General features: G+C 70.4%; 18 protein-coding genes. 7 read left to right on the top strand and 11 right to left on the bottom strand.

Annotated features, from left to right (window positions below):
• Positions 1-246: 246 nt before the first annotated feature.
• From WA670_RS30520 to WA670_RS30540, 5 genes are read right to left on the bottom strand one after another with little or no spacing between them, the layout of a single operon-like run.
• The gene (locus tag WA670_RS30520) at positions 247-1365 is read right to left on the bottom strand and encodes an acyl-CoA dehydrogenase family protein (protein ID WP_336159603.1); all 1119 of its coding nucleotides are present in this window, start codon (positions 1363-1365) and stop codon (positions 247-249) included.
• 1 nt (position 1366) lies between these two features.
• Positions 1367-2173 (bottom strand): enoyl-CoA hydratase/isomerase family protein, encoded by an 807-nt coding sequence (locus tag WA670_RS30525; protein ID WP_134662400.1) that lies wholly within the window; start codon positions 2171-2173, stop codon positions 1367-1369.
• Positions 2170-3084 carry an acyl-CoA dehydrogenase family protein gene (locus WA670_RS30530; protein ID WP_336159604.1) on the bottom strand — a complete coding sequence of 305 codons (915 nt, stop codon included), beginning with the start codon at positions 3082-3084 and terminating at the stop codon, positions 2170-2172. Before WA670_RS30530 ends, WA670_RS30525 begins: the two co-directional genes overlap by 4 nt.
• An 11-nt stretch (positions 3085-3095) precedes the next feature.
• Positions 3096-4016, bottom strand: a complete 921-nt coding sequence (locus tag WA670_RS30535; protein ID WP_336159605.1) for an acyl-CoA dehydrogenase family protein — start codon at positions 4014-4016, stop codon at positions 3096-3098.
• Between the two features lie 2 nt (positions 4017-4018).
• Entirely contained in the window at positions 4019-5158 is a 1140-nt protein-coding gene (locus WA670_RS30540) for an acyl-CoA dehydrogenase family protein (protein WP_336159606.1), read from the bottom strand.
• A 255-nt stretch (positions 5159-5413) separates the two neighbouring features.
• Here WA670_RS30540 and WA670_RS30545 point away from each other — a divergent pair, with 255 nt between their 5' ends.
• The 4 genes from WA670_RS30545 to WA670_RS30560 are packed head-to-tail and all read left to right on the top strand — an operon-like array spanning position 5414 to position 9807.
• The gene (locus WA670_RS30545; protein WP_336159607.1) at positions 5414-6769 is read left to right on the top strand and encodes an MFS transporter; all 1356 of its coding nucleotides are present in this window, start codon (positions 5414-5416) and stop codon (positions 6767-6769) included.
• The gene (locus WA670_RS30550) at positions 6760-8118 is read left to right on the top strand and encodes an amidase (RefSeq protein ID WP_336159608.1); all 1359 of its coding nucleotides are present in this window, start codon (positions 6760-6762) and stop codon (positions 8116-8118) included. The genes WA670_RS30545 and WA670_RS30550 overlap by 10 nt, the downstream gene beginning before the upstream one ends.
• On the top strand, positions 8115-8276 hold the full coding sequence (locus WA670_RS30555) for a hypothetical protein (protein WP_238607023.1): 162 nt from the start codon (positions 8115-8117) through the stop codon (positions 8274-8276). The genes WA670_RS30550 and WA670_RS30555 overlap by 4 nt, the downstream gene beginning before the upstream one ends.
• 13 nt (positions 8277-8289) lie before the next feature.
• The gene (locus WA670_RS30560) at positions 8290-9807 is read left to right on the top strand and encodes a class I adenylate-forming enzyme family protein (protein WP_336159609.1); all 1518 of its coding nucleotides are present in this window, start codon (positions 8290-8292) and stop codon (positions 9805-9807) included.
• A gap of 4 nt (positions 9808-9811) precedes the next feature.
• On the opposite strand, the gene WA670_RS30565 is transcribed toward WA670_RS30560, so the two are convergent.
• The 6 genes from WA670_RS30565 to WA670_RS30590 all read right to left on the bottom strand — a co-directional run bounded on the left by WA670_RS30565 (position 9812) and on the right by WA670_RS30590 (position 14800).
• A complete protein-coding gene (locus tag WA670_RS30565) occupies positions 9812-9958 on the bottom strand; it encodes an AMP-binding enzyme (RefSeq protein ID WP_336159610.1) in 147 nt (48 codons plus the stop codon).
• Between the two features lie 63 nt (positions 9959-10021).
• Positions 10022-11554, bottom strand: a complete 1533-nt coding sequence (locus WA670_RS30570) for an AMP-binding protein (protein ID WP_336159611.1) — start codon at positions 11552-11554, stop codon at positions 10022-10024.
• An 11-nt stretch (positions 11555-11565) separates the two neighbouring features.
• Complete coding sequence (locus tag WA670_RS30575) at positions 11566-12438, bottom strand: cyclase family protein (RefSeq protein WP_336159612.1); 873 nt, start codon at positions 12436-12438, stop codon at positions 11566-11568.
• Between the two features lie 31 nt (positions 12439-12469).
• Positions 12470-13198 carry an SDR family NAD(P)-dependent oxidoreductase gene (locus tag WA670_RS30580; RefSeq protein WP_336159613.1) on the bottom strand — a complete coding sequence of 243 codons (729 nt, stop codon included), beginning with the start codon at positions 13196-13198 and terminating at the stop codon, positions 12470-12472.
• A 113-nt stretch (positions 13199-13311) separates the two neighbouring features.
• Positions 13312-14052, bottom strand: a complete 741-nt coding sequence (locus WA670_RS30585; RefSeq protein ID WP_134662410.1) for a FadR/GntR family transcriptional regulator — start codon at positions 14050-14052, stop codon at positions 13312-13314.
• 106 nt (positions 14053-14158) lie between these two features.
• Positions 14159-14800 carry a TetR/AcrR family transcriptional regulator gene (locus WA670_RS30590; protein WP_336159614.1) on the bottom strand — a complete coding sequence of 214 codons (642 nt, stop codon included), beginning with the start codon at positions 14798-14800 and terminating at the stop codon, positions 14159-14161.
• Between the two features lie 90 nt (positions 14801-14890).
• Between WA670_RS30590 and WA670_RS30595 the strand changes: the two genes are divergently transcribed.
• Genes WA670_RS30595 through WA670_RS30605 form a run of 3 tightly spaced genes read left to right on the top strand, consistent with a single transcriptional unit; the run spans position 14891 to position 18197 of the window.
• Positions 14891-16258 carry a flavin-containing monooxygenase gene (locus WA670_RS30595; protein WP_336159615.1) on the top strand — a complete coding sequence of 456 codons (1368 nt, stop codon included), beginning with the start codon at positions 14891-14893 and terminating at the stop codon, positions 16256-16258.
• Positions 16255-17136, top strand: a complete 882-nt coding sequence (locus WA670_RS30600) for an alpha/beta hydrolase (protein ID WP_336159616.1) — start codon at positions 16255-16257, stop codon at positions 17134-17136. Before WA670_RS30595 ends, WA670_RS30600 begins: the two co-directional genes overlap by 4 nt.
• Positions 17133-18197, top strand: a complete 1065-nt coding sequence (locus tag WA670_RS30605; protein ID WP_336159617.1) for a saccharopine dehydrogenase family protein — start codon at positions 17133-17135, stop codon at positions 18195-18197. Before WA670_RS30600 ends, WA670_RS30605 begins: the two co-directional genes overlap by 4 nt.
• Positions 18198-18236 lie beyond the last annotated feature (39 nt).

An 18236-nucleotide genomic window follows, 5' to 3' on the forward strand; every position in this document is an offset into this window, starting at 1 on the left:
CCCACGCATGAACCCAGCCCGGCCCACGTCCGCTCAACCATGCATCGCCATGCCAGGAACTTAAGCCGCGTGCCTCGGTCTCGCTGACCGTCCACAAGAGACTCCACCGTCACCGAAACGCCCGATTCATCCTGTCTGGCCATGTCTTGAGGTCCGTGAGGGGAACCCTGAGGGAATCAGATTCCCTCGGGGTGGCCCTCACGGCTCGCAACCCCGCGCCCAGCCCGCGCCGGGCCGCCGTCTCTCTCACGCGGGCAACCCGAACTCCTGCCTCCCGATCAACCCCCGCATCACCTCGGTCGTCCCGCCTCCGATGGTCTCCAAAACCGACTGCCGCCACAGGAACTCCGTATCCGTCCCCGCGACCGCCGCTTCCACTCCGCCCAGTTCGATTCCCGCGCGGGCGATCTCCTGGGCCAGCACCGTGCCCGCCAGTTTGTGGTACGCCGCCGGGACCGCGGCTGGTTCGCCTCGGATCACCTCGCCCAGCAGGGCCAGCGCGAGCGCGTCGACCTCGGCCAAGCGGACCGACAACTCGCCTACCCGGCGCCGCACTACCGGGTCGTCGGAGACACCGGCTGAGTCCATTGCGGCCATCAGGTCGTGCAGATCCCGGCGCAAGCGCTTGGGCGGAAACTGCACATGCCGCTCCACCGCGAGCGCCGAAGCCACGACCTGCCAGCCTTCGTTCTCCGCACCGACCCGATCGCAGGCCGGGACCCGGACACCGTCGAAGCGGACCTCGTTCAGGCGTCCGCCGTCGAGGGTCGGGATCGGCGACACGGTGATCCCGGGGCTGTCCAGCGGCACGATCAGCACGCTCAGCCCCCGCGACCGGCTGTCCGCCGCACCGGTCCGGCACAGCAGCCAGATGCAGTCCGACCAGTGGGCGTTCGACGTCCAGCATTTCGCGCCGTCAACCACGTAATGGTCACCCGAGCGGCGGGCTTTGGTGCGCACCGCGGCGAGGTCAGAGCCAGCGTCGGGTTCCGAGTAGCCGAGGCAGAAGTTGAGACGGCCGCGTCGCAGGTCGGCGAGGTAGCGTTCGCGTTGCGCGTCGGTGCCGTGCGTCATCAAGGCTTTGGCCACCAAACCCGGCCCCATCGGCGGGCGCGCCACCCGCGCGTAGGCCATCTCGTCCCAGAGGATGAACTCATAGGCAGGCGAACGGCCGCCGCCGCCGAACTCGGTCGGCCAGGACAGCGACAGCCAGCCCCGGTCGCCCAGCGCGCGGTAAACCCGGCGGACCCCGTCGGCGGTGTCCTTGCCGCGGTGGAAGTAGCCGTTGGTGTCGCGGTATTCCCACAGGAATTCGAGGACCTCCGCGCGGAACGCCTCTTCCTCCGGGGTGAAGCCGAAATCCATCTCACTGCTCCCCGTCGGCGCCGGTCGTCCATCGCGGCTCGCGGCCCTCGGCGAACGCGCGCGGGCCCTCCTTCGCGTCGGGGTGCGCCCAGTGCATGCGCAGCAGCGACCAGCCGTACTCGCACGCCTGCCCGTACCCCATCTCCAGCGAGTTCCAGACCGCCTGCTTCGACAATTGCACCGCCGCCGGCGAATGCCGCGCGATCTGCTGCGCCATCTTCTCGGCATCGGCCATCAGATCGTCCGAAGTGGACAGTTCGTCGACGAGCCCGAGCTGGTACGCGCGCTGGGCGGGCATCCGGTAGTCCTTGCCCATCAGCGTCATCCGCAGCGCCGACCCGAGCGGAAGCCGTTTCGCCAGCCCGATGTTCTCCATCGCGCCGACGAGGCCGACGTTCACGTGCGTGTCCATGAACGCCGCGTGATCCGCGGCGAGCACGATGTCCGCGTCGACCACGAAGTGCAGCCCGGCTCCGGCGACCAGCCCGTTGACCGCGCTGATCACCGGTTTCCACACCCGGTTCTGCCGCGGCGACCAGAACACCTCGTCGCTCAGCGGCCCGTTCCCGGTGCTCATCCCGCCGCGCCCGGCGACCGCGTGCACGTCGGCCCCGGTGCAGAAATGCCGTTCGCCCGCCCCGATCACGATCGCCGCGCGGATCCACGGGTCGTCGCGGACCTCGGCCCACATCTCGCGGATCACCGGCATCATCGTCCCGGTCAGCGAGTTGCCCCGGTGCGGGCGGTTGAGCGTGAGACAGGCGACGTGGTCACGCTTTTCGAACAGGACCTCGGGCGCGTCGCTCATCGTTCCTGGCCTTTCCGGCGATACATCGCCGCTACGTTGTCCGCGCACCCCGGCCGCGCGGCCTGGTGCCTGATCCGCTGCGAAAGCGGCCCAATCGGTCCTTCCACGGAGTACCCGATCGCGCCGAACGTCTGGTGCGCGACTTCCGCCGCCTCGACCGCCGCCCGTCCGCCCGAAGACCGAGCGGCGGCAGCCAGCACGGTCCCGTCGGGATGCCCGTCGTCGAGCGCGAGCGCGGCCATAGTGGTGAGTTTTTCCGCTGAGGTAAGCGAAAGCCCCGCATTCACGAGCGGATGCGCGACCGCCTGGAATGTCCCGATTGGACGTCCGAATTGGACTCGGTTCCGGGCGTGCTCGACAGCGAGGTCGAGCAACCGCCGTCCGGCACCGCTCAGATATGCGGCCGAAGCGATGTCCGAAAGGGCCGTCGCCGCCTCGACGCGTTCCACCGGCTCAACCCGGGTCAACGCGACCCGGCCCCACTGCTCTCCGCCCAGCACCTCCACCGGCTCAACGGAATCAGCCTCAGCCAGCCACGCGCGAGAGCCGTCCGTTTCCACGAAAACGTCCGCCACCGGAGCCCACGGCAGCAAGGGCGGCGCGCCGACCGAGGCCACGCAACTCCCGTCCGCAACCTGGGCAGCCAGCGCAGGCGGAAGCACCTGAGCCGCGAACACCGTCGCGGCCAACGGCCCGGGCGCGGCAGCCCGGCCCAGCTCCGTGCAGGCAGCCGCGATGTCCCCCGCTCCCCCGCCTTCGCCCGGCACCGCCAGCGAGAGCACCCCGAGCGAGGCCAGCCCCCGCCAGAACTCCGCCGGGAACGCACCGGAGCGCCACACCTCGTCCGGACAGTGCGTCCGGCAGAAACTCCGGACCACCTCGGCCAGCGCCCGCTGCTCCTCGGTGGGCATCAACGCGACGCTCATACCGCCGCCCAGCGCGCCTCGGCGACGGCCCGGCTCGGCGTCCGCCAGCTGCCCAGTTCCGCGCGCACGGCTTGCAGCCGCAGCGTCCACAGGTGCAGGTCGTGTTCCTCGGTCAGCCCGATCGCGCCCATGATCTGGTGGGTTTCCCTGGTCACGCGGCCGAGCGCGGACATCGTGTGCGTCGCGGCGACCGCGGCGGCTTCGGCGGGCGCACCGGCGAACGCGGCCTCGTAGACGAGCCAGCGCGCGCCCTCCACGGCCACGTTCACCTCGGCCAGCCGGTGCTGCAGCGCCTGGAACGAGCCCAGCGAGCGGCGGAACACCTTGCGGTCCTTGGCGTAGCCGACCGCGATGTCGACGGCCCGCCGCATCATGCCCACCGCCTCTGCGGACGCGCCGACCCGCCACCAGTTCACCATCGTCGCGGCGCTTCCGGGCGCCAATTCCTCCTGGCCCGCAACGACTACGCGAGCGAGCGGATACCCATAAGCCGACGGAACCCGTTCAGCCGCACCGGGATCAAGGTCAGCGGCGAAACAGCGGTCGCCGTCGACGCGAAGCATCCGCGTCGCTTCGCCGCCGTAGCGCACCGGGCCCGGATCGCCTGTCGCGAACACTACCGGTCCGGCTGGCCGGTCGAGCCCGAGCGCGGGCAGCACCAGCAGGTGCGGCACCGCGCTGACCGCGCCGAGTTCGGCGGCGATCGCCTCCACCGCCAAGGCCGCGTCGAGCGGACCGGCGTCCTCCGCGGCGAACAGGTCGAGGAAACCGTCGCGCCGCAACGCTTCTTCGAGGTTCCCGTCGTACGCGCCGCGAGCGGCCAGCTCCCGGCTGCGTTCCGGTCCGGCGTGCCGGGCCAGCAGGGTGCCCAGCGCGTCGAGCACCGCGCGCTGGGTCGAGGTCGGTTCGAAATCCACGGCTAGTCCTTCGGCAGTTCGAGGATGAGACGGCTGATCAGGTTGAGCTGCACCTCGTAGCTGCCCGCCGCGATGCCCGCGCCGAGCGAGTTGCGGAACTGCGCGTCGCCCAATGCTCCCTCGACGAGCGCTTCGCTGCCCAGCACGTCCAGCGCGAGGTCGCCCACCGCGCGTTCGGCCTGCACCATCGCGGCCCGGGCCTGGTACGCCATCGGCGAGGGTTCCTTCGCCTTCGCCCGCTCGTCGATCACCCGGTACACCAGCACGCGCGCCGCCTCGCACGCTGCCCGCGCGCGGCCGAACTGCTCCTGGATCCCTGGGTCGGCGAGTTTCCCGGACGCGCCGACCTCGGCGGCCAGCCGGTCCAGCACCAGGGCCGCCCGCGCGTACCGGGGCGCGCCGACGCGTTCGTAGGCGAGCGTGCGCCGGACGATCTCCCATCCCTTGTTCTCCTCCCCCAGCAGGCAGTCCGCCGGAATCCGGGCGTCGGTCAGGAAGAGCTCGTTGAAGGAATGATCGCCCACGAACCCCGGGATGCGCCGGACCTGCGCCCCCGGGGTGTTCAGCGGCAGCAGGAAGACCGAGATGCCGTCGCGGCCGTCGGCGGCCGAGCCGGTGCGCGCGAGCAGGAAGCAGTAGTCGGCGACGTTGGCGTAGGACGTCCAGATCTTCTGTCCGTTGAGGACGTAGCTGTCGCCGTCGCGGACCGCCTTCGTCCGCAGCGCGGCCAGGTCCGTCCCCGCCTCGGGTTCGGAGAAGCCCTGGCACCAGAACACCTCTCCGCGCGCGATCGGCGGCAGCAGCTTGCGCCGCTGGTCCTCGGTGCCGTACTTGATGATCGCCGGCCCGACCCAGTTGACGTTCATGTACTGCGGCCCGCGCGGCTCCCCGCGCCGCCACATCTCCTCGCCGAGCACGAAATGCTGCCACGCGCCCTGCCCGCCGCCGCCGTACTCGCGCGGCCAGTGCGGCGTGAGCCAGCCCTTGTCCGCGAGCTTGCCGACGAACCCGCGCGAAAAATCGCTGTAGACCGCGCTGCCGAGGCCGGTCTCGGACCGGTCCCATCCGGCCAGCTCGCGGTCGAGGAAGTCCCCCAGCTCGCGCCGGAACGCGACGTCGGCCTGATCCCACGCGAATTCCATCAGCGTCCCTCCGGCCCGCGCCGGCACTCGTCCAGTCGGTGCACGTCGCCGACTCCTCTCGTTCGATGAATAAAGGATACTCAATTAGCCTCGCTACGCAAGCATCCGCCTGGCCGCGCACCCTCAATGCTCCGCAAAACTGCCGGTAACAGCGCCGGTAACGGAATAGCATCCGGACCGCGCACCTCTTGCACTCCCGCTCCTGATCAGTATCCTCAACTCGGTCGCCCACCGCCCCCATTCCCGGAGGTCCCGATGGTCTCGCCCGAACCCCGGCCGCCCGCCCCCGGCAGCGCCGGGTCCCCCGAACTGCGCAAGGTGACGATGTCCAGCCTGCTGGGCACCGTGATCGAGTACTACGACTTCCTCATCTACAGCTCGATCGCCGCGCTCGTGTTCGGGCCGCTGTTCTTCCCGTCGCTGAACTCCTCGACGTCCACCATCGCCGCGTTCGGCACGCTCGCCGCCGGGTACGTCGCGCGTCCGCTCGGCGGGCTCGTCTTCGGCCACTTCGGCGACCGGCTCGGCCGCAAGTCGATGCTGATGGTGACCATGACGCTGATGGGCGCGGCCAGTTTCCTGATCGGCGTGCTGCCGACCTACAGCACGATCGGCATCGCCGCGCCGCTGCTGCTCGTCTTCCTCCGCGTAGTGCAGGGCATCGCGGTCGGCGGCGAATGGGGCGGGGCCGCGCTGATGGTCGTCGAACACGCGAGCGCGCGCCGGCGCGGCCTGTGGGCGGGCATCATGCAACTCGGATCGCCGCTGGGCTCGTTCCTGGCCACGCTCGTGTTCGCGCTGGTCAGCCTGCTGCCGAAGGACGCGCTGTTCTCGTGGGGCTGGCGGCTGCCGTTCCTGATGAGCGCGCTGCTGCTGATCATCGGCCTGTACGTGCGGCTGCGGGTGTCGGAAAGCCCGGTCTTCCGCGAGCAGGCGGCCAAGTCCGCCGACCGGAAGCCCGCTCTCCCGGTGCTTCAGGTGCTGCGCCGCCCGCGTGCGCTGATCCTCGCCTGCGCGGCCGGCATCGGGCCGTTCGCGCTCACCGCGCTGGTCAGCTCGCACAGCATCGCCTACGCCAAAACCCTCGGCTACGACGTGTCCGACGTGGCTCGCGCGCTCCTGTTCGTCGCGGGCGTCGGCATCATCTGCATCCCGACGTTCTCCGCGTGGTCGGACCGCGTCGGGCGGCGGGTGGTGAGCCTGATCGGCGCCGTCGGCACGATTCTCTACGCGATTCCCTTGTACGCCTTGGTCAACAGCGGTTCGGTGCTGCTGCTGACGCTCGGGCTGATGGGCGCGCAGGTGCTGCAGAACCTGATGTACGCGCCGCTCGCGCCGATGCTGTCGGAGATGTTCGGCACCGGCGTGCGCTACACCGGGGTTTCGCTGGGATATCAGCTGGCGAGCCTGCTCGGAGCCGGGTTCACGCCGCTGCTCGCGAGCAGCCTGGTCGCCGGGTTCGGCGGGTCGAGCCTGCCGCTGAGCGCCATCGCGGGCGTCGGGGCGGTGATCACCATCGTGGCGATCTGGCGGATCTCGGAGACCCGCGGCAGCGACCTCACCGGCTCGCCCGAGGCCGTCTCCCCCGAACCGGCCGCTCGATGGTCCTGAGCATCAGCGAAGCCGCGGTGGCCCTCCGCACCGGGAGGACCACCGCGGTGGCGTTGGCCGAGTCCGCGTTCGCCGCCGCCGACGAGCACGACGCCGCGCTGGGCATCTACCTCTCGCGGTTCGATGGACCCGCGCTGGCCGCTGCGGAACGGGCGGATGCCGAGTTGGCGGCCGGTGTCGACCGCGGGCCGCTGCACGGGATTCCCTTGGCGGTCAAGGATCTCCTCGCCACCGACGAGGGCGGGACCACCGCGCAGAGCCAGGTCCTCGATCGCGTTTGGGATTTCCGCGGCGACGGTCCGGCGGTCGGCCGGCTGCGCGCGGCCGGCGCCGTGCTCACCGGGAAGACGACCACGATGGAGTTCGGAATCGGCGCGCCGGACCGGACGAAACCGTTCCCGCTGCCGCGCAATCCGTGGCGTCCCACGCATTACACCGGCGGCTCCAGCTCCGGCAGCGCGAGCGCGGTCGCCGCGGGTCTGGTCCTCGGCAGCCTCGGCACCGACAGCGCGGGCAGCATCCGGTACCCCGCCGCGTTGTGCGGGGTCACCGGGCTCAAACCGACGTACGGCCGGGTGCCGAAGAACGGCTGCGTCCCGCTCGCGCCCGGTTTCGACCACATCGGTCCGCTCGCCCGCAGCGCCGAGGACTGCGCGCTCCTGCTGACCGTGCTCGCCGGGCCCGATCCTGGCGATCCGTCCTCTGTGGACCACCCGGTTGAGGATTACCGCAGCGGGTTGACCGAGTCCCTGTCCGGGTTGCGGATCGGGGTGGTGCCGCACGCCGAAGACCGGGTTTTCGAGCAGGCAGTGGCTGTTCTCCGCGACGCGGGCGCACGCACGAGACCGGTCGAGCTGCCGTACTACCAGGAACTGAAGACGGTGACCAAGTTCGGTCTCGCGGCGGAGGCTTTCGCTTGGCACCGAACGAATCTCCAGCGCCGGTGGCCGGATTACGGCGCTTCCACCCGGATGGCGCTCGCGAGAGGCGCGCTGGTTTCCGCCGGTGATTACGTGCAGCTGCAGCGCGTCCGGCGGGCCGGGCAGCGGCAGCTCGCCCGGCTGTTCGCCGAGGTCGATCTCGTGGTGACGCCGACCGCCACCTGCGGCGCGCCCGAGATCGAGCGGCTCAGCACGTCCGGGATGGCCGACACCGCGCTCACGTCCTACTGGAACGCGGCGGGCAATCCCGCGCTGTCCGTCCCGATGGGGTTCACCGGCGACGGGCTGCCGCTCGGCCTGCAGATCGCCGGGCGGCCGTTCGCCGAGGCCACGGTGCTCGCCGCCGGATACGCGTACCAGCAACAGACGAGCTGGCACCTCCGGACGCCGTGGGAGAAGGTCCGATGACCGTCGTCGAGGCCCTGCTCGCCGCGGCCGGACTCGCCCCGGCGCCGGAGGAGATCGCGCGGCTGGAGGCCGACTACCCGGGGTGGGCGGCGGAGTTGCGCGCACTGGACGAGGCACGATACGAGGAGCCCGCCCCGGTCTTCCGGGCGGAGCCGTGAAGGAGGAACGACCGTGGGCAACGACCTGACGCTGCCGAACTGGCTGCGGACAATCGGCGAACAACCGCACGGCGAGCACCGGCGAGCGCTGGCCGACGAGCACGGCGAGCTGACCTTCGCCGAACTGGTCGCCGCCATGGACGCGACCGCCGCCGCGCTGCTCGAGTCCGGGGCCGAGCCGGGCGACCGGATCGTCACCGCGATGGAACCGTCGGTCCCGCACACTGTCGCGATCCTCGGCGCGCTGGCGGCCGGGATGGTGGCCGCGCCGCTGAACATCCGGCTGACCGCGCCGGAAGCTCGCGCGTACCTGAGCGCGCTCGAACCCGCGATGTTGCTCGCCGACCCCACGTACGCGCCGCTCGCGCGGGAGACCGGCTACCGCGTCATCGAACTCCCCGCGGCGAACCAGCCCGCGCCGATCGCCGAACGCCTGGCCCCGCTGTATCGCCCCGGCAGCGACCGCACCACACCGGACGAGGACGAGTTCGCGATCATCTTCGGCACCGGCGGCACCACCGGCAGTCCGAAGGGCGCGGTGCACACCCATCGCAGCCTGTGGTTGTGGCTGAACACCTGCGCACACGGCAACCCGCGGGTCCCGTCGGATGTCGAGTTGTTCTTCTCGCCGTTCTTCCACATCACGCTCGGCACGAACCTGCTGACGCCGCTGTTCGCCGGCGGCGAGGTCTGGATCCACCGGCGGTTCGACCCCGCGGCCGCGCTCGCCGCGATCGACCAGGGCGCGAGCCGGCTCATGGGCGCGCCGACGATGTTCGCCGCCCTGCGCGCCCGCCCCGAGTACGCGACGACGCGGCGCGAGAACATCACCGCGATCCGGTTCGGCTCCGCGCCGTCCACCGGCGATTTCGTGCAGGACCTGCTGCGCGACTTCCCGAACGCCCGCATCCGGGCCGGTTTCGGCGCGACCGAATTCGGGTCGGTGATGGGATTCGACCACGACGACCTGCTGGCGGGCCGGTTCGCCGGGGTCGGCAGGCCGCTGCCGGGCGCGACCGTGCGCATCCTGGACGCCGACGGTCGCGAGGCCGCCCCGGGGGTCGTCGGCGATCTGGTCGTGTCGTGTCCCTGGCAGACCCACGGCTACTACGGCCTCGATGCCGAGACAGCCCTGACATACCAGGCGGACGGTGTCCACATCGGAGACCTCGCGTCGCGGAGCGAGGACGGCTGGGTGACGATCGCGGGCCGCCGCAAGGAAATGATCATCAGCGGTGGGGAGAACGTCTATCCGCGCGAGGTGGAGGAGGTCGTGCTCCGGCATCCGGACGTCGCCGACGCGATCGTGTACGGGATGCCGGACGAGCACTGGGGAGAACGGGTGGAGGCGAGCGTCGTCGCGGTGGCGGGCCGGACTGTGGAACCGGCCGCGCTGCGGGAGTATTGCCGCGCGGAACTGGCGGGCTACAAGATCCCGAAGACGGTCCGGTTGATCGCCGCGGTGCCGCTGACCGCGAACAACAAACCGGACCGCCGCCGGGCTCGTGCCGACGCTCTCGGACAGCGCTGAGCTACTAGCCGACCAAGTCCACATCGGACACCTCAGCCCCGTCGCGCAGCCGCACGAACGCGACCGGCACCTCACCCCACCTCGGATCCGCCTTCGCGACCACCGCCGCCTCAGCGACCGCCTCGTGATCCAGCAGCGCGTTCTCGACCACGATCGACGCGACGTTCTCCCCCGTCCGGATGCCGCACCCGCAAGGCTCCCGGACAGCGCTGAGCTACTCCGCCAGCTTGCGCAACTCCGCCTTGCGGATCTTCCCGGTCGACGTCTTCGGCAACTCCGCGAACCGGATATCCCTCGGCACCTTGAAACCCGCCAACCGCTCCCGCAACCAGCCGATCAAGTCCACATCGGACACCTCAGCACCGTCACGCAACCGCACGAACGCGACCGGCACCTCGCCCCATTTCGGATCCGCCTTCGCGACCACCGCCGCCTCAGCGACCGCCTCGTGGTCCAGCAGCGCATTCTCGACCTCGATCGACGCGATGTTCTCCCCGCCGCTGATGATCACGTCCTTGAGCCGGTCCCGGACCTCGACATACCCGTCCGGATGCCGCACCGCCACGTCGCCGGTGTGCAGCCAGCCGCCGGCGAACGCCGCTTCGGTCGCCTCCGGATTGTCGAGGTACTCCGCCATGACCGTGTTCGAGCGGATCACCAACTCGCCCAGAGTCTTCCCGTCCGCGGGAACGTCCTCGAACTCCGGAGTCACCACGCGCGCCGACTCGACATTGAGTGTCCGAACCCCTTGCCGCGCCATCATTTTCGCCCGCTCCGCCGGTACGAGGTCCTGCCATTCCGGCCGCGGGACGCACATCAGCGAAGGCCCGTACGTCTCGGTCATCCCGTACAGGTGCGTCACCTCGATCCCGATGCCCGCCAGCGCCGCGATCGCGGCAGGCGACGGCGGCGCTCCCCCGACCGCGAACTGCACCCGCTGGGCAAACCGCGCGCCGCCGCTCGCCTGCACCAGCATGTCGAGCACGACCGGAGCACCGCTGAGATGCGTCACCCCTTCCTGCTCGATCAGCTCGAACGCCCGCACCGCGTCCACCTTCCGCAGCGTGACGTGCCGCGCTCCCGCCGCGGTAACCGCCCAGGTGAAGCACCAGCCGTTGCAGTGGAACATCGGCAGCGTCCACAGATAGCGCGAACTTGCTTGCAGGCCAGTGGAAACAACCTGGCCGAGCGCGTTGAGATACGCGCCGCGATGCGTGTAGACCACGCCTTTCGGACCAGCCGTGGTGCCGGAGGTGAAGTTGATCGCCAGCGGCTGCCGTTCGTCGCTGGGCAGGCGCAACGGCACCGGATCCGCGGTCCGCAGCCAATCCTCGTAACCGTCCCCGATCACCAGGACTTCCCGCAGCTCCGGCGTTCGCTCGGGAACCTGGGCGACCAGCGACTGGTCGACGATGAGCACCTTCGCGCCGGAAAGCCGCAGCAGCTGCGCGTATTCGTCCTTGGAGAGACGCGTATTCAGTGCGACCAAAGCACATCCGGCTCCAGGCACGCCGTAATGCGCCTCCAGCAGCGGCACGCCGTTGGGCGCCAGCACCGCGACCCGGTCGCCTTCGCCGAGCCCCAGTTCGCGGAGACGTCCGGCCAGCCGCTCCGCCCGGTCCGCGAGCCGCGCCCACGACATCCGTTCCCCGGCGTCGGTGACCACGCCGATCCCGTCGCCGTCGAGGTCGACGGTGCGCCGCAGGAAACTCAGCGGGCTGAGCGGCACGTCATTCGCGAATTCCATCCCGGTTCCCTTCACACGACAGCGATCGGGCGCAGCGGCGAACCGGTCCCGCCCCGCAGCGTCAGCGGCAGCGCGACGAAGAGGAACGTGACGACGCCGTCCGCCGCCAGGTCCTCGCAGTTCACCCACTCCATGATGTGCACTCCGTGCCGCTGCAGCAAAAGCACGTGCACCGGCAGCGGATTCCCCGGCACCGGCGACGGCCGGACCTCGAACGACATCGTGTCCGCGCCGACGTACCGCACGCCCTTCGACACCAGCCACTCCGCCCCGTCCACGCCGACGCCGCTGCCGCCGCTGCGCTCGGCGATCCGCGCGGTGTCCGGCCAGAACTTCATCTGCCCGGTCCGCACGAGCACGATGTCCGACCCGGTGATCGTGACGCCGCCCGCTTCGGCCGTCTGCCGGAGATGGTCCTCGCCGACGGCGAAATGCGGTGGCAGGACGTCTAGTCCGAGCACCTTCGGGATGTCCAGCAGCACCCCGCGGCCGATGATTGGCCCGAGTTCGGACGCGTCGCCGCGCAGCGCGCCGTAGTCGCCGAGCGCGCTGTTCGCCGAGGTGCCGCCGTGCCATTCGTCCTCGCTGCCGCACGTGACGTGGCACAGCGCGTCGATGTGTGTTCCGGTGTGGAGGCTGCCGGAGACCAGTTCGGACACGTAGCCGAATTCGACGTCGTTCGTGCCGGGCGAGTCGAACGGGAACCGGCCTTCGGCGCGCTGGCCCTGTGGGGAGTTGTACGTGACGACTTCCAGCTGCGGGTTGCCCGCGAAGGTCGGCATGTGCCGCCACCAGCCGGTCGACAGGTCGTACACGGAGCCGGTCGCGGGCAGGCCGAGGCTGCGCACGAGGTCGGCGTCGGGCGGGGTGCTGCGGGAGCTCATGAGCACTTCCTCGGGTTCGGAGGGAACGGGGTCAGACGGTGACGGACAGCCCGGCGTCCACCGGGACGACCGCGCCGGTGATCCCGGCGGCGAGCGGCGAAGCCAGGAACAGCACCGCCGCGGCGACCTCGGCGGGCTGCACGGCCCGTCCGCGCGGCGTGCGGCCCACCATGCGCCTGCCCGTCTCCGAGGGCAAGAACTCCTTCATCCGCGGCGTTTCCACCAGGCCGGGCGCGATCGCGTTCACCCGCACGCCGAACGGCGCTTCGGCGGCGAGGTACCGGGTGTAGCCGAGCACGCCCGCTTTCGCCGCGGAATACCAGCTCACGCCGCCGCCGATCACCGTGCCCGCGATGGACGCGACGTTCACGACGGCTTCCGCCCGCTCCCGCACCCGGTCCAGCCACGACGTCGTGACCAGCTCGACGAGCCCGAGCACGCCGACCACCCCGTCCGCGAACGGCCGCGACCGCTGGCTCGACGGACCGGCGTTGTTCACCAGCATGCCCGGCGTGCGCCAGGCCAGCGTGCGGTCGAGCGCGGCCTGCACCGAGGCCGGGTCGGCGGCGTCGGCCTCGACGGGCAGCACTTCCCCGCCGGATTCCTCGGCAAGACGGGCCACCGCCGCCGGGTCGAGATCCCACGCGGCCACGGCCACCCCCAGCTCGGCCGCCCCGAGCGCGACCGCGCGGCCGATCCCGCTGCCCGCGCCGGTGACCAGGACACAGCTTCCGGTTTCAAAACCCATCGTGGTCAGCATCAATACAGTATACTCTTTTATCGAACCTGATACCAGAACTTGTAGTATTGATCAGTCCAGCGACGTTCGGTACCGCGCCGACTGGCCAAAAAGAGTGTACTCTGAGCGACAGGTCAGGCTTCGGGGCGCAGCAACGCGGCGATGGCCTGCAGGTGCCTGCGCATCCGGTGCTGGCCCAGCGGCGCGTCCCCGGCGACGAGGGCCGCCACGATCGCTTCGTGCGCCTCGTGCGATTCGCGGGCGGCGTCGCGGTGTTCGCCGCCGGCGGATTCCGCGTCCCATTCCCGCTGCACGATGTCCTGGTCGAGTTGCGCGAGGACTTCCACGAACAATGTGATCGCCGGATTTCCGGCGAGTTCGGCGATAACGCGGTGCAGATTGCGCGCGTGCCCGCGGGTGAATCCCTGTTCGATGAGTTCGCGTTCGGATTCGAGCGCTTCTTTCAGCCGCACGATTCCCGATTCCGTGAGGTTTTCCGCGGCCAGCGCGATGCCCGCGACCTCGAGCGCGGTCCGCGCCTCCATCAGCTGCTGCCTGCTCACCTCGGCGTGGCGCAGGTACACCCGCGCCGCGTTGCGCACGACGCCCGGATCCGGTTCCGTCACCACGAGTCCGCCGCCGGGACCGCGCCGCATCGCCGCCATCTGCTGGTGCTCGACCAGCCGCACCGCCTCGCGGAAGACCGCCCGGCTGACCCCGTACCGCTCGATCAGCTCCGTTTCCGAGCCCAGCACCGATCCGACGCGCCAGCCGCCGTCGATGATGTCTTTTTCGATCTGCTCGGACACCTTTTCCGCCAGCCGCCGATTGCCGCCCTTTTCCCCGGCCGGCGTGGCGTTCTGCTTGCTGGTCATCGGTCGACCCCTGTCGGTGCGCGGGCGGCGGATCGGTAATCACGTGGGCCGCGCCAGTCTATACCACTCCGGATTTCCGGCGGGGACACCGCATTTCCGGTATCGCTCAGCGGAGATACGGCTTCAGCATCGCCCCGGTCAGCCTGCGCGCGGTCGCCGCCGCGTGCGCGGAATCGCCTTCGACGAGGCCGAGCAGCGGGTCCAGCCCCTCGACGTGCGGAGCCAGCGCCAGATGCGGCAAGACCAGCAGCAGCAACGACAACACGATCTCGACGTCGGTGTCCGCCCGCAGCTGCCCCGCCGCCACCGCCCGCTCGACCAGCGGCCGCAGCACCGCCAGATAGTGGCGGTTGACCGCCTCGCGCACCGGCGTGCGAGCGACCGGATCGGGCTCGAGATTGGCCGCCGCGGTCATCGCGCGCTCGAGCGGATGGTCGTAGAAGTACCGCACCCACGCCTCGAGCAGCCGGTCGAGCGCGCCGGCGAAATCCTTGTCCCACGGGAGCTTCTCGATCTCGGCCTCCATGGCCGCGCGGATCCGCACGCTCGCCAACTCGGCGAGGTGGACGTACATGTCGGCCTTGTCGGTGAAGTACTGGAACAGGCTGCCCTTCGACACCTCGGCCTCGCGGCAGATCGTGTTGAGGCTGCCGGCGCTGAACCCGCGCGCCGCGAACTCCGCCTCGGCCGCCGCCAGCACCGCCGCCCGCCGCTTCTCCGGCAGCCGCTCCCACGTTCCCGTCGGCACCGCCGACCTCCTCTTCTTGACTCTCCCCGTGCTGCGATCGTACTCTATGACCACTGGTCATATGACCACCGGTCACAAGGAGGAGAACGCATGTCCGCGAACAGCTTCCGGGTCTGCGTCGTCGGCGCGGGCTCGTCCGGGATCGCCGCGGTCAAGGTGCTCGCCGAACGCGGCATCGACGTGGACTGCTACGAACTGTCCGACCGGGTCGGCGGCAACTGGGTGTGGGGCAACCGCAACGGGGTCTCCGCCGCCTACCGGTCCCTGCACATCAACACCTCGCGGCAGCGGATGGAGTACAGCGACTTCCCGATGCCCCGGAACCTGCCCGACTTCGCCCGGCACGACCAGATCGCCGACTACTTCGCGGCGTATGTGAAGCATTTCGGATTCGGCGACCGCATCCGGTTCGGCACCGGGGTCACCCACGTCGAGCCTCGGCCGGACGGCAGCTTCGCGGTCACACTGTCCACAGGAGACATCGAGCGCTACGACGCCGTGCTCGTCGCCAACGGCCACCATTGGGATCCGCGCCTGCCGGAGCCGATGTTCCCCGGCGCCGAAGGGTTCCGCGGCGAGATCATGCATTCGCATTCCTACACCGAGGAAGCGCAACTGGCCGGACGGCGCATCGTGGTGGTCGGCATGGGCAATTCCGCGATGGACATCGCCGTCGACGCCTCGTACCACGCCGCGGAAACGCACCTGTCCGCGCGGCGCGGGGTGCACGTGATCCCGAAATACGTGTGGGGCAGGCCGTACGACCAGATCGCCGGGAAGGAATGGCTGCCCTCGGCACTGCGCTGGCCGCTCGCGCGCCGGTTGATGGCCGCCGCGACCGGGCCGATGACGCGGTACGGCCTGCCGGAGCCGGACCACAAGTTCGCGCAGGCGCATCCGACGATGTCCAGCCGCGTCCTCGACCGGCTCGCGCACGGGGCGATCACGCCGGCGCCGAACATCGAACGATTCGACGGCGGCGACGTCGTGTTCGCCGACGGCCGCCGGGTCGCCGCGGACCTGGTGGTGTTCTGCACCGGGTACAAGATCAGTTTCCCGTTCTTCGACCGGGACTTCCTCGATCCCTCCGGCGACAACGAAATTCGGCTGTACCGGCGGGTTTTCCACCCCGGCGTGCCCGGCTTGTATTTCGTTGGGCTGGTGCAGCCGCTCGGCGCGATCATGCCGATCGCGGAACGGCAGGCACTGCTGATCGCCGACCATCTGCAAGGCCGCTACCGCCTGCCCGGCGCGGCCGAGATGGCGCGCGAAATCGACACGCACCGCCGACGGATCGCGCGGCGTTACGTCGCGTCCAAACGGCACACCATCCAGGTTGACTACGACGACTACATGCGCGACCTTCGGCTCGAACGCCGACGCGGGGCACGCCGTCCGGCCGGCCGCACCCCCGTTGACCGTCCGGTCGCCAGCGCTCGAGAGGAGATCCTCGCGTGAACGTGTCCTTCCCGGTCGGCGGCGACCAGTGCGCCGCCACGCTTTCCCTGCCAGCAAACGAAAACCCGCCGATCATCGTGATGGCGCACGGCCTCGGCGCAGTCCGCGAAATGGGTCTCGCCGCCTACGCCGAACGCTTCACCGCCGCCGGATACGCGTGTCTGGTGTTCGACTACCGGCATTTCGGCGACAGCGAAGGCACTCCGCGGCACCTGCTGTCCCCGCGAAAACAACTTGCCGACTGGACTGCAGCGATCGCCTACGCGCGCACGCTCCCCCAGGTCGACGGCGACCGGGTCATCGCCTGGGGCACCTCGTTCGGCGGCGGTCACGTGCTCAGCACCGCCGCGAACCGCCCGGCCGGGCTCGTCGCCGCGATCGCGCAATGCCCGTTCACCGACGGCATCGCGTCCGCACTCGCCATGCATCCGGCCAGTTCGGTCAAGGCGACCGTCGTCGCGGCCCGGGACGTGGCCGGGCACTGGCTCGGACGGCCGCCGCGGCTGATCGCCACCGCCGGCCCGGAACGAGGCACCGCGCTGATGACTGCGCCGGACGCCGAGCCGGGGTATCTTGCGCTGGTGCCGCCGGGCAGCGATTTCCGCAACGAGGTCGCGGCGCGGGCGGTGTTCGACATCCTGCGGTACCGGCCGGGCCGCGGCGTCGGCCGGATCGAGGTGCCCACGTTGTTCGCGGTGTGCGAGAAGGATTCCGTCGCCCCGTCCGGGCCGACGCTGCGGTACGCCGCCCGTGCGCCGCGCGGCGAGGTACAGACTTATCCGGACGGGCATTTCGCCGTCTACCAAGGCGAACCGTTCGAGCGGGTGGTCGCGGACCAGGTCGATTTCCTCCGTCGGCACGTCCCGGTGACAGCATGACCGGGCGGATCGTGGTGTTCGGGGCGACCGGCTACACCGGCGGCCTGGTGCTGGAGTCACTGATACGGCGCGGAGTGCGGCCAGTTCTAGCCGGACGGAATCGTGCTGCGTTGGATGCACTGGCCGCGGACCACGGCGACTTGGAGATCGCGGTCGCGGACGTCAGCGACCCGGCGAGCCTCCGCTCGCTGGCCGGGCCCGGCGACGTGCTGATCGCGACCGTCGGCCCGTTCGACCGGATCGGACACGCGGCCGCACAAGCCGCCGCCGATGCCGGAGCGCACTACCTGGACTCGACCGGCGAGGTCGGTTTCGTCCGCGACGTGCGTGCCCGACACCATGAGCGAGCAGTCGAAATCGGTGCGGCAATGGTCCCGGCCTTCGGTTACGACTACGTCCCCGGCATCCTCGCGGGTGCCCTTGCCGCGCAAGAGGCGGGCGATGACGTGCGTTCGCTGGAGATCGGCTACTTCGCGACCGGGCCGCTCTACCGAGGCTTGAGCCAAGGCACCCGGACGACCATGCGGGACGGGATGACGCTGCCCTCGCTGCGCTGGCGGGGTCGTCGGCTGGTCGAGGAACGCACCGGCAGCCGGGTGCGCGCGTTCCCGGTCCGCGGCCGGTCCAAGTCGGCCTTCCTGGTTTCCGGGACCGAAGTGCTGTTCCTGCCGGGGAATTTCCCGTCGCTCGACGAGGTGACTGTCTACAATGGATGGTTCCCCGCGTTGAGCCGGGCGATGCCGGTGGTGTCCGCACTGGCCTCGGTGGCCGGTCCGGTGCTGCGGGCGATGAGCGGGCCGATGGTGGGCCCGCCCGGCGGACCGGACGCGACCGCACGCGCGAAAACCGGCGCGGAGGTGGTCGCAGTCGCCGATTCCCGGGTCGAGGTGCGGCTTGAAGGACCGAATGCGTACACGCTCACCGGGGATCTGCTGGCCTGGGCGGCGATCCGGTTGAGCACCGACGGCCCGGCGACGCCCGGTGTGGTGGGCCCGGTGGACGCGTTCGGGCTGGAACCGCTCCGGGACGGATGCGCGGAACTGGGGCTGGTGCGGCAATAGCCGTGAAGGGCTCCTTGACGGAATCGGATTCCGTCAAGG

Source organism: Amycolatopsis sp. VC5-11, assembly GCF_037034185.1.
Lineage (GTDB): Bacteria > Actinomycetota > Actinomycetes > Mycobacteriales > Pseudonocardiaceae > Amycolatopsis > Amycolatopsis nivea.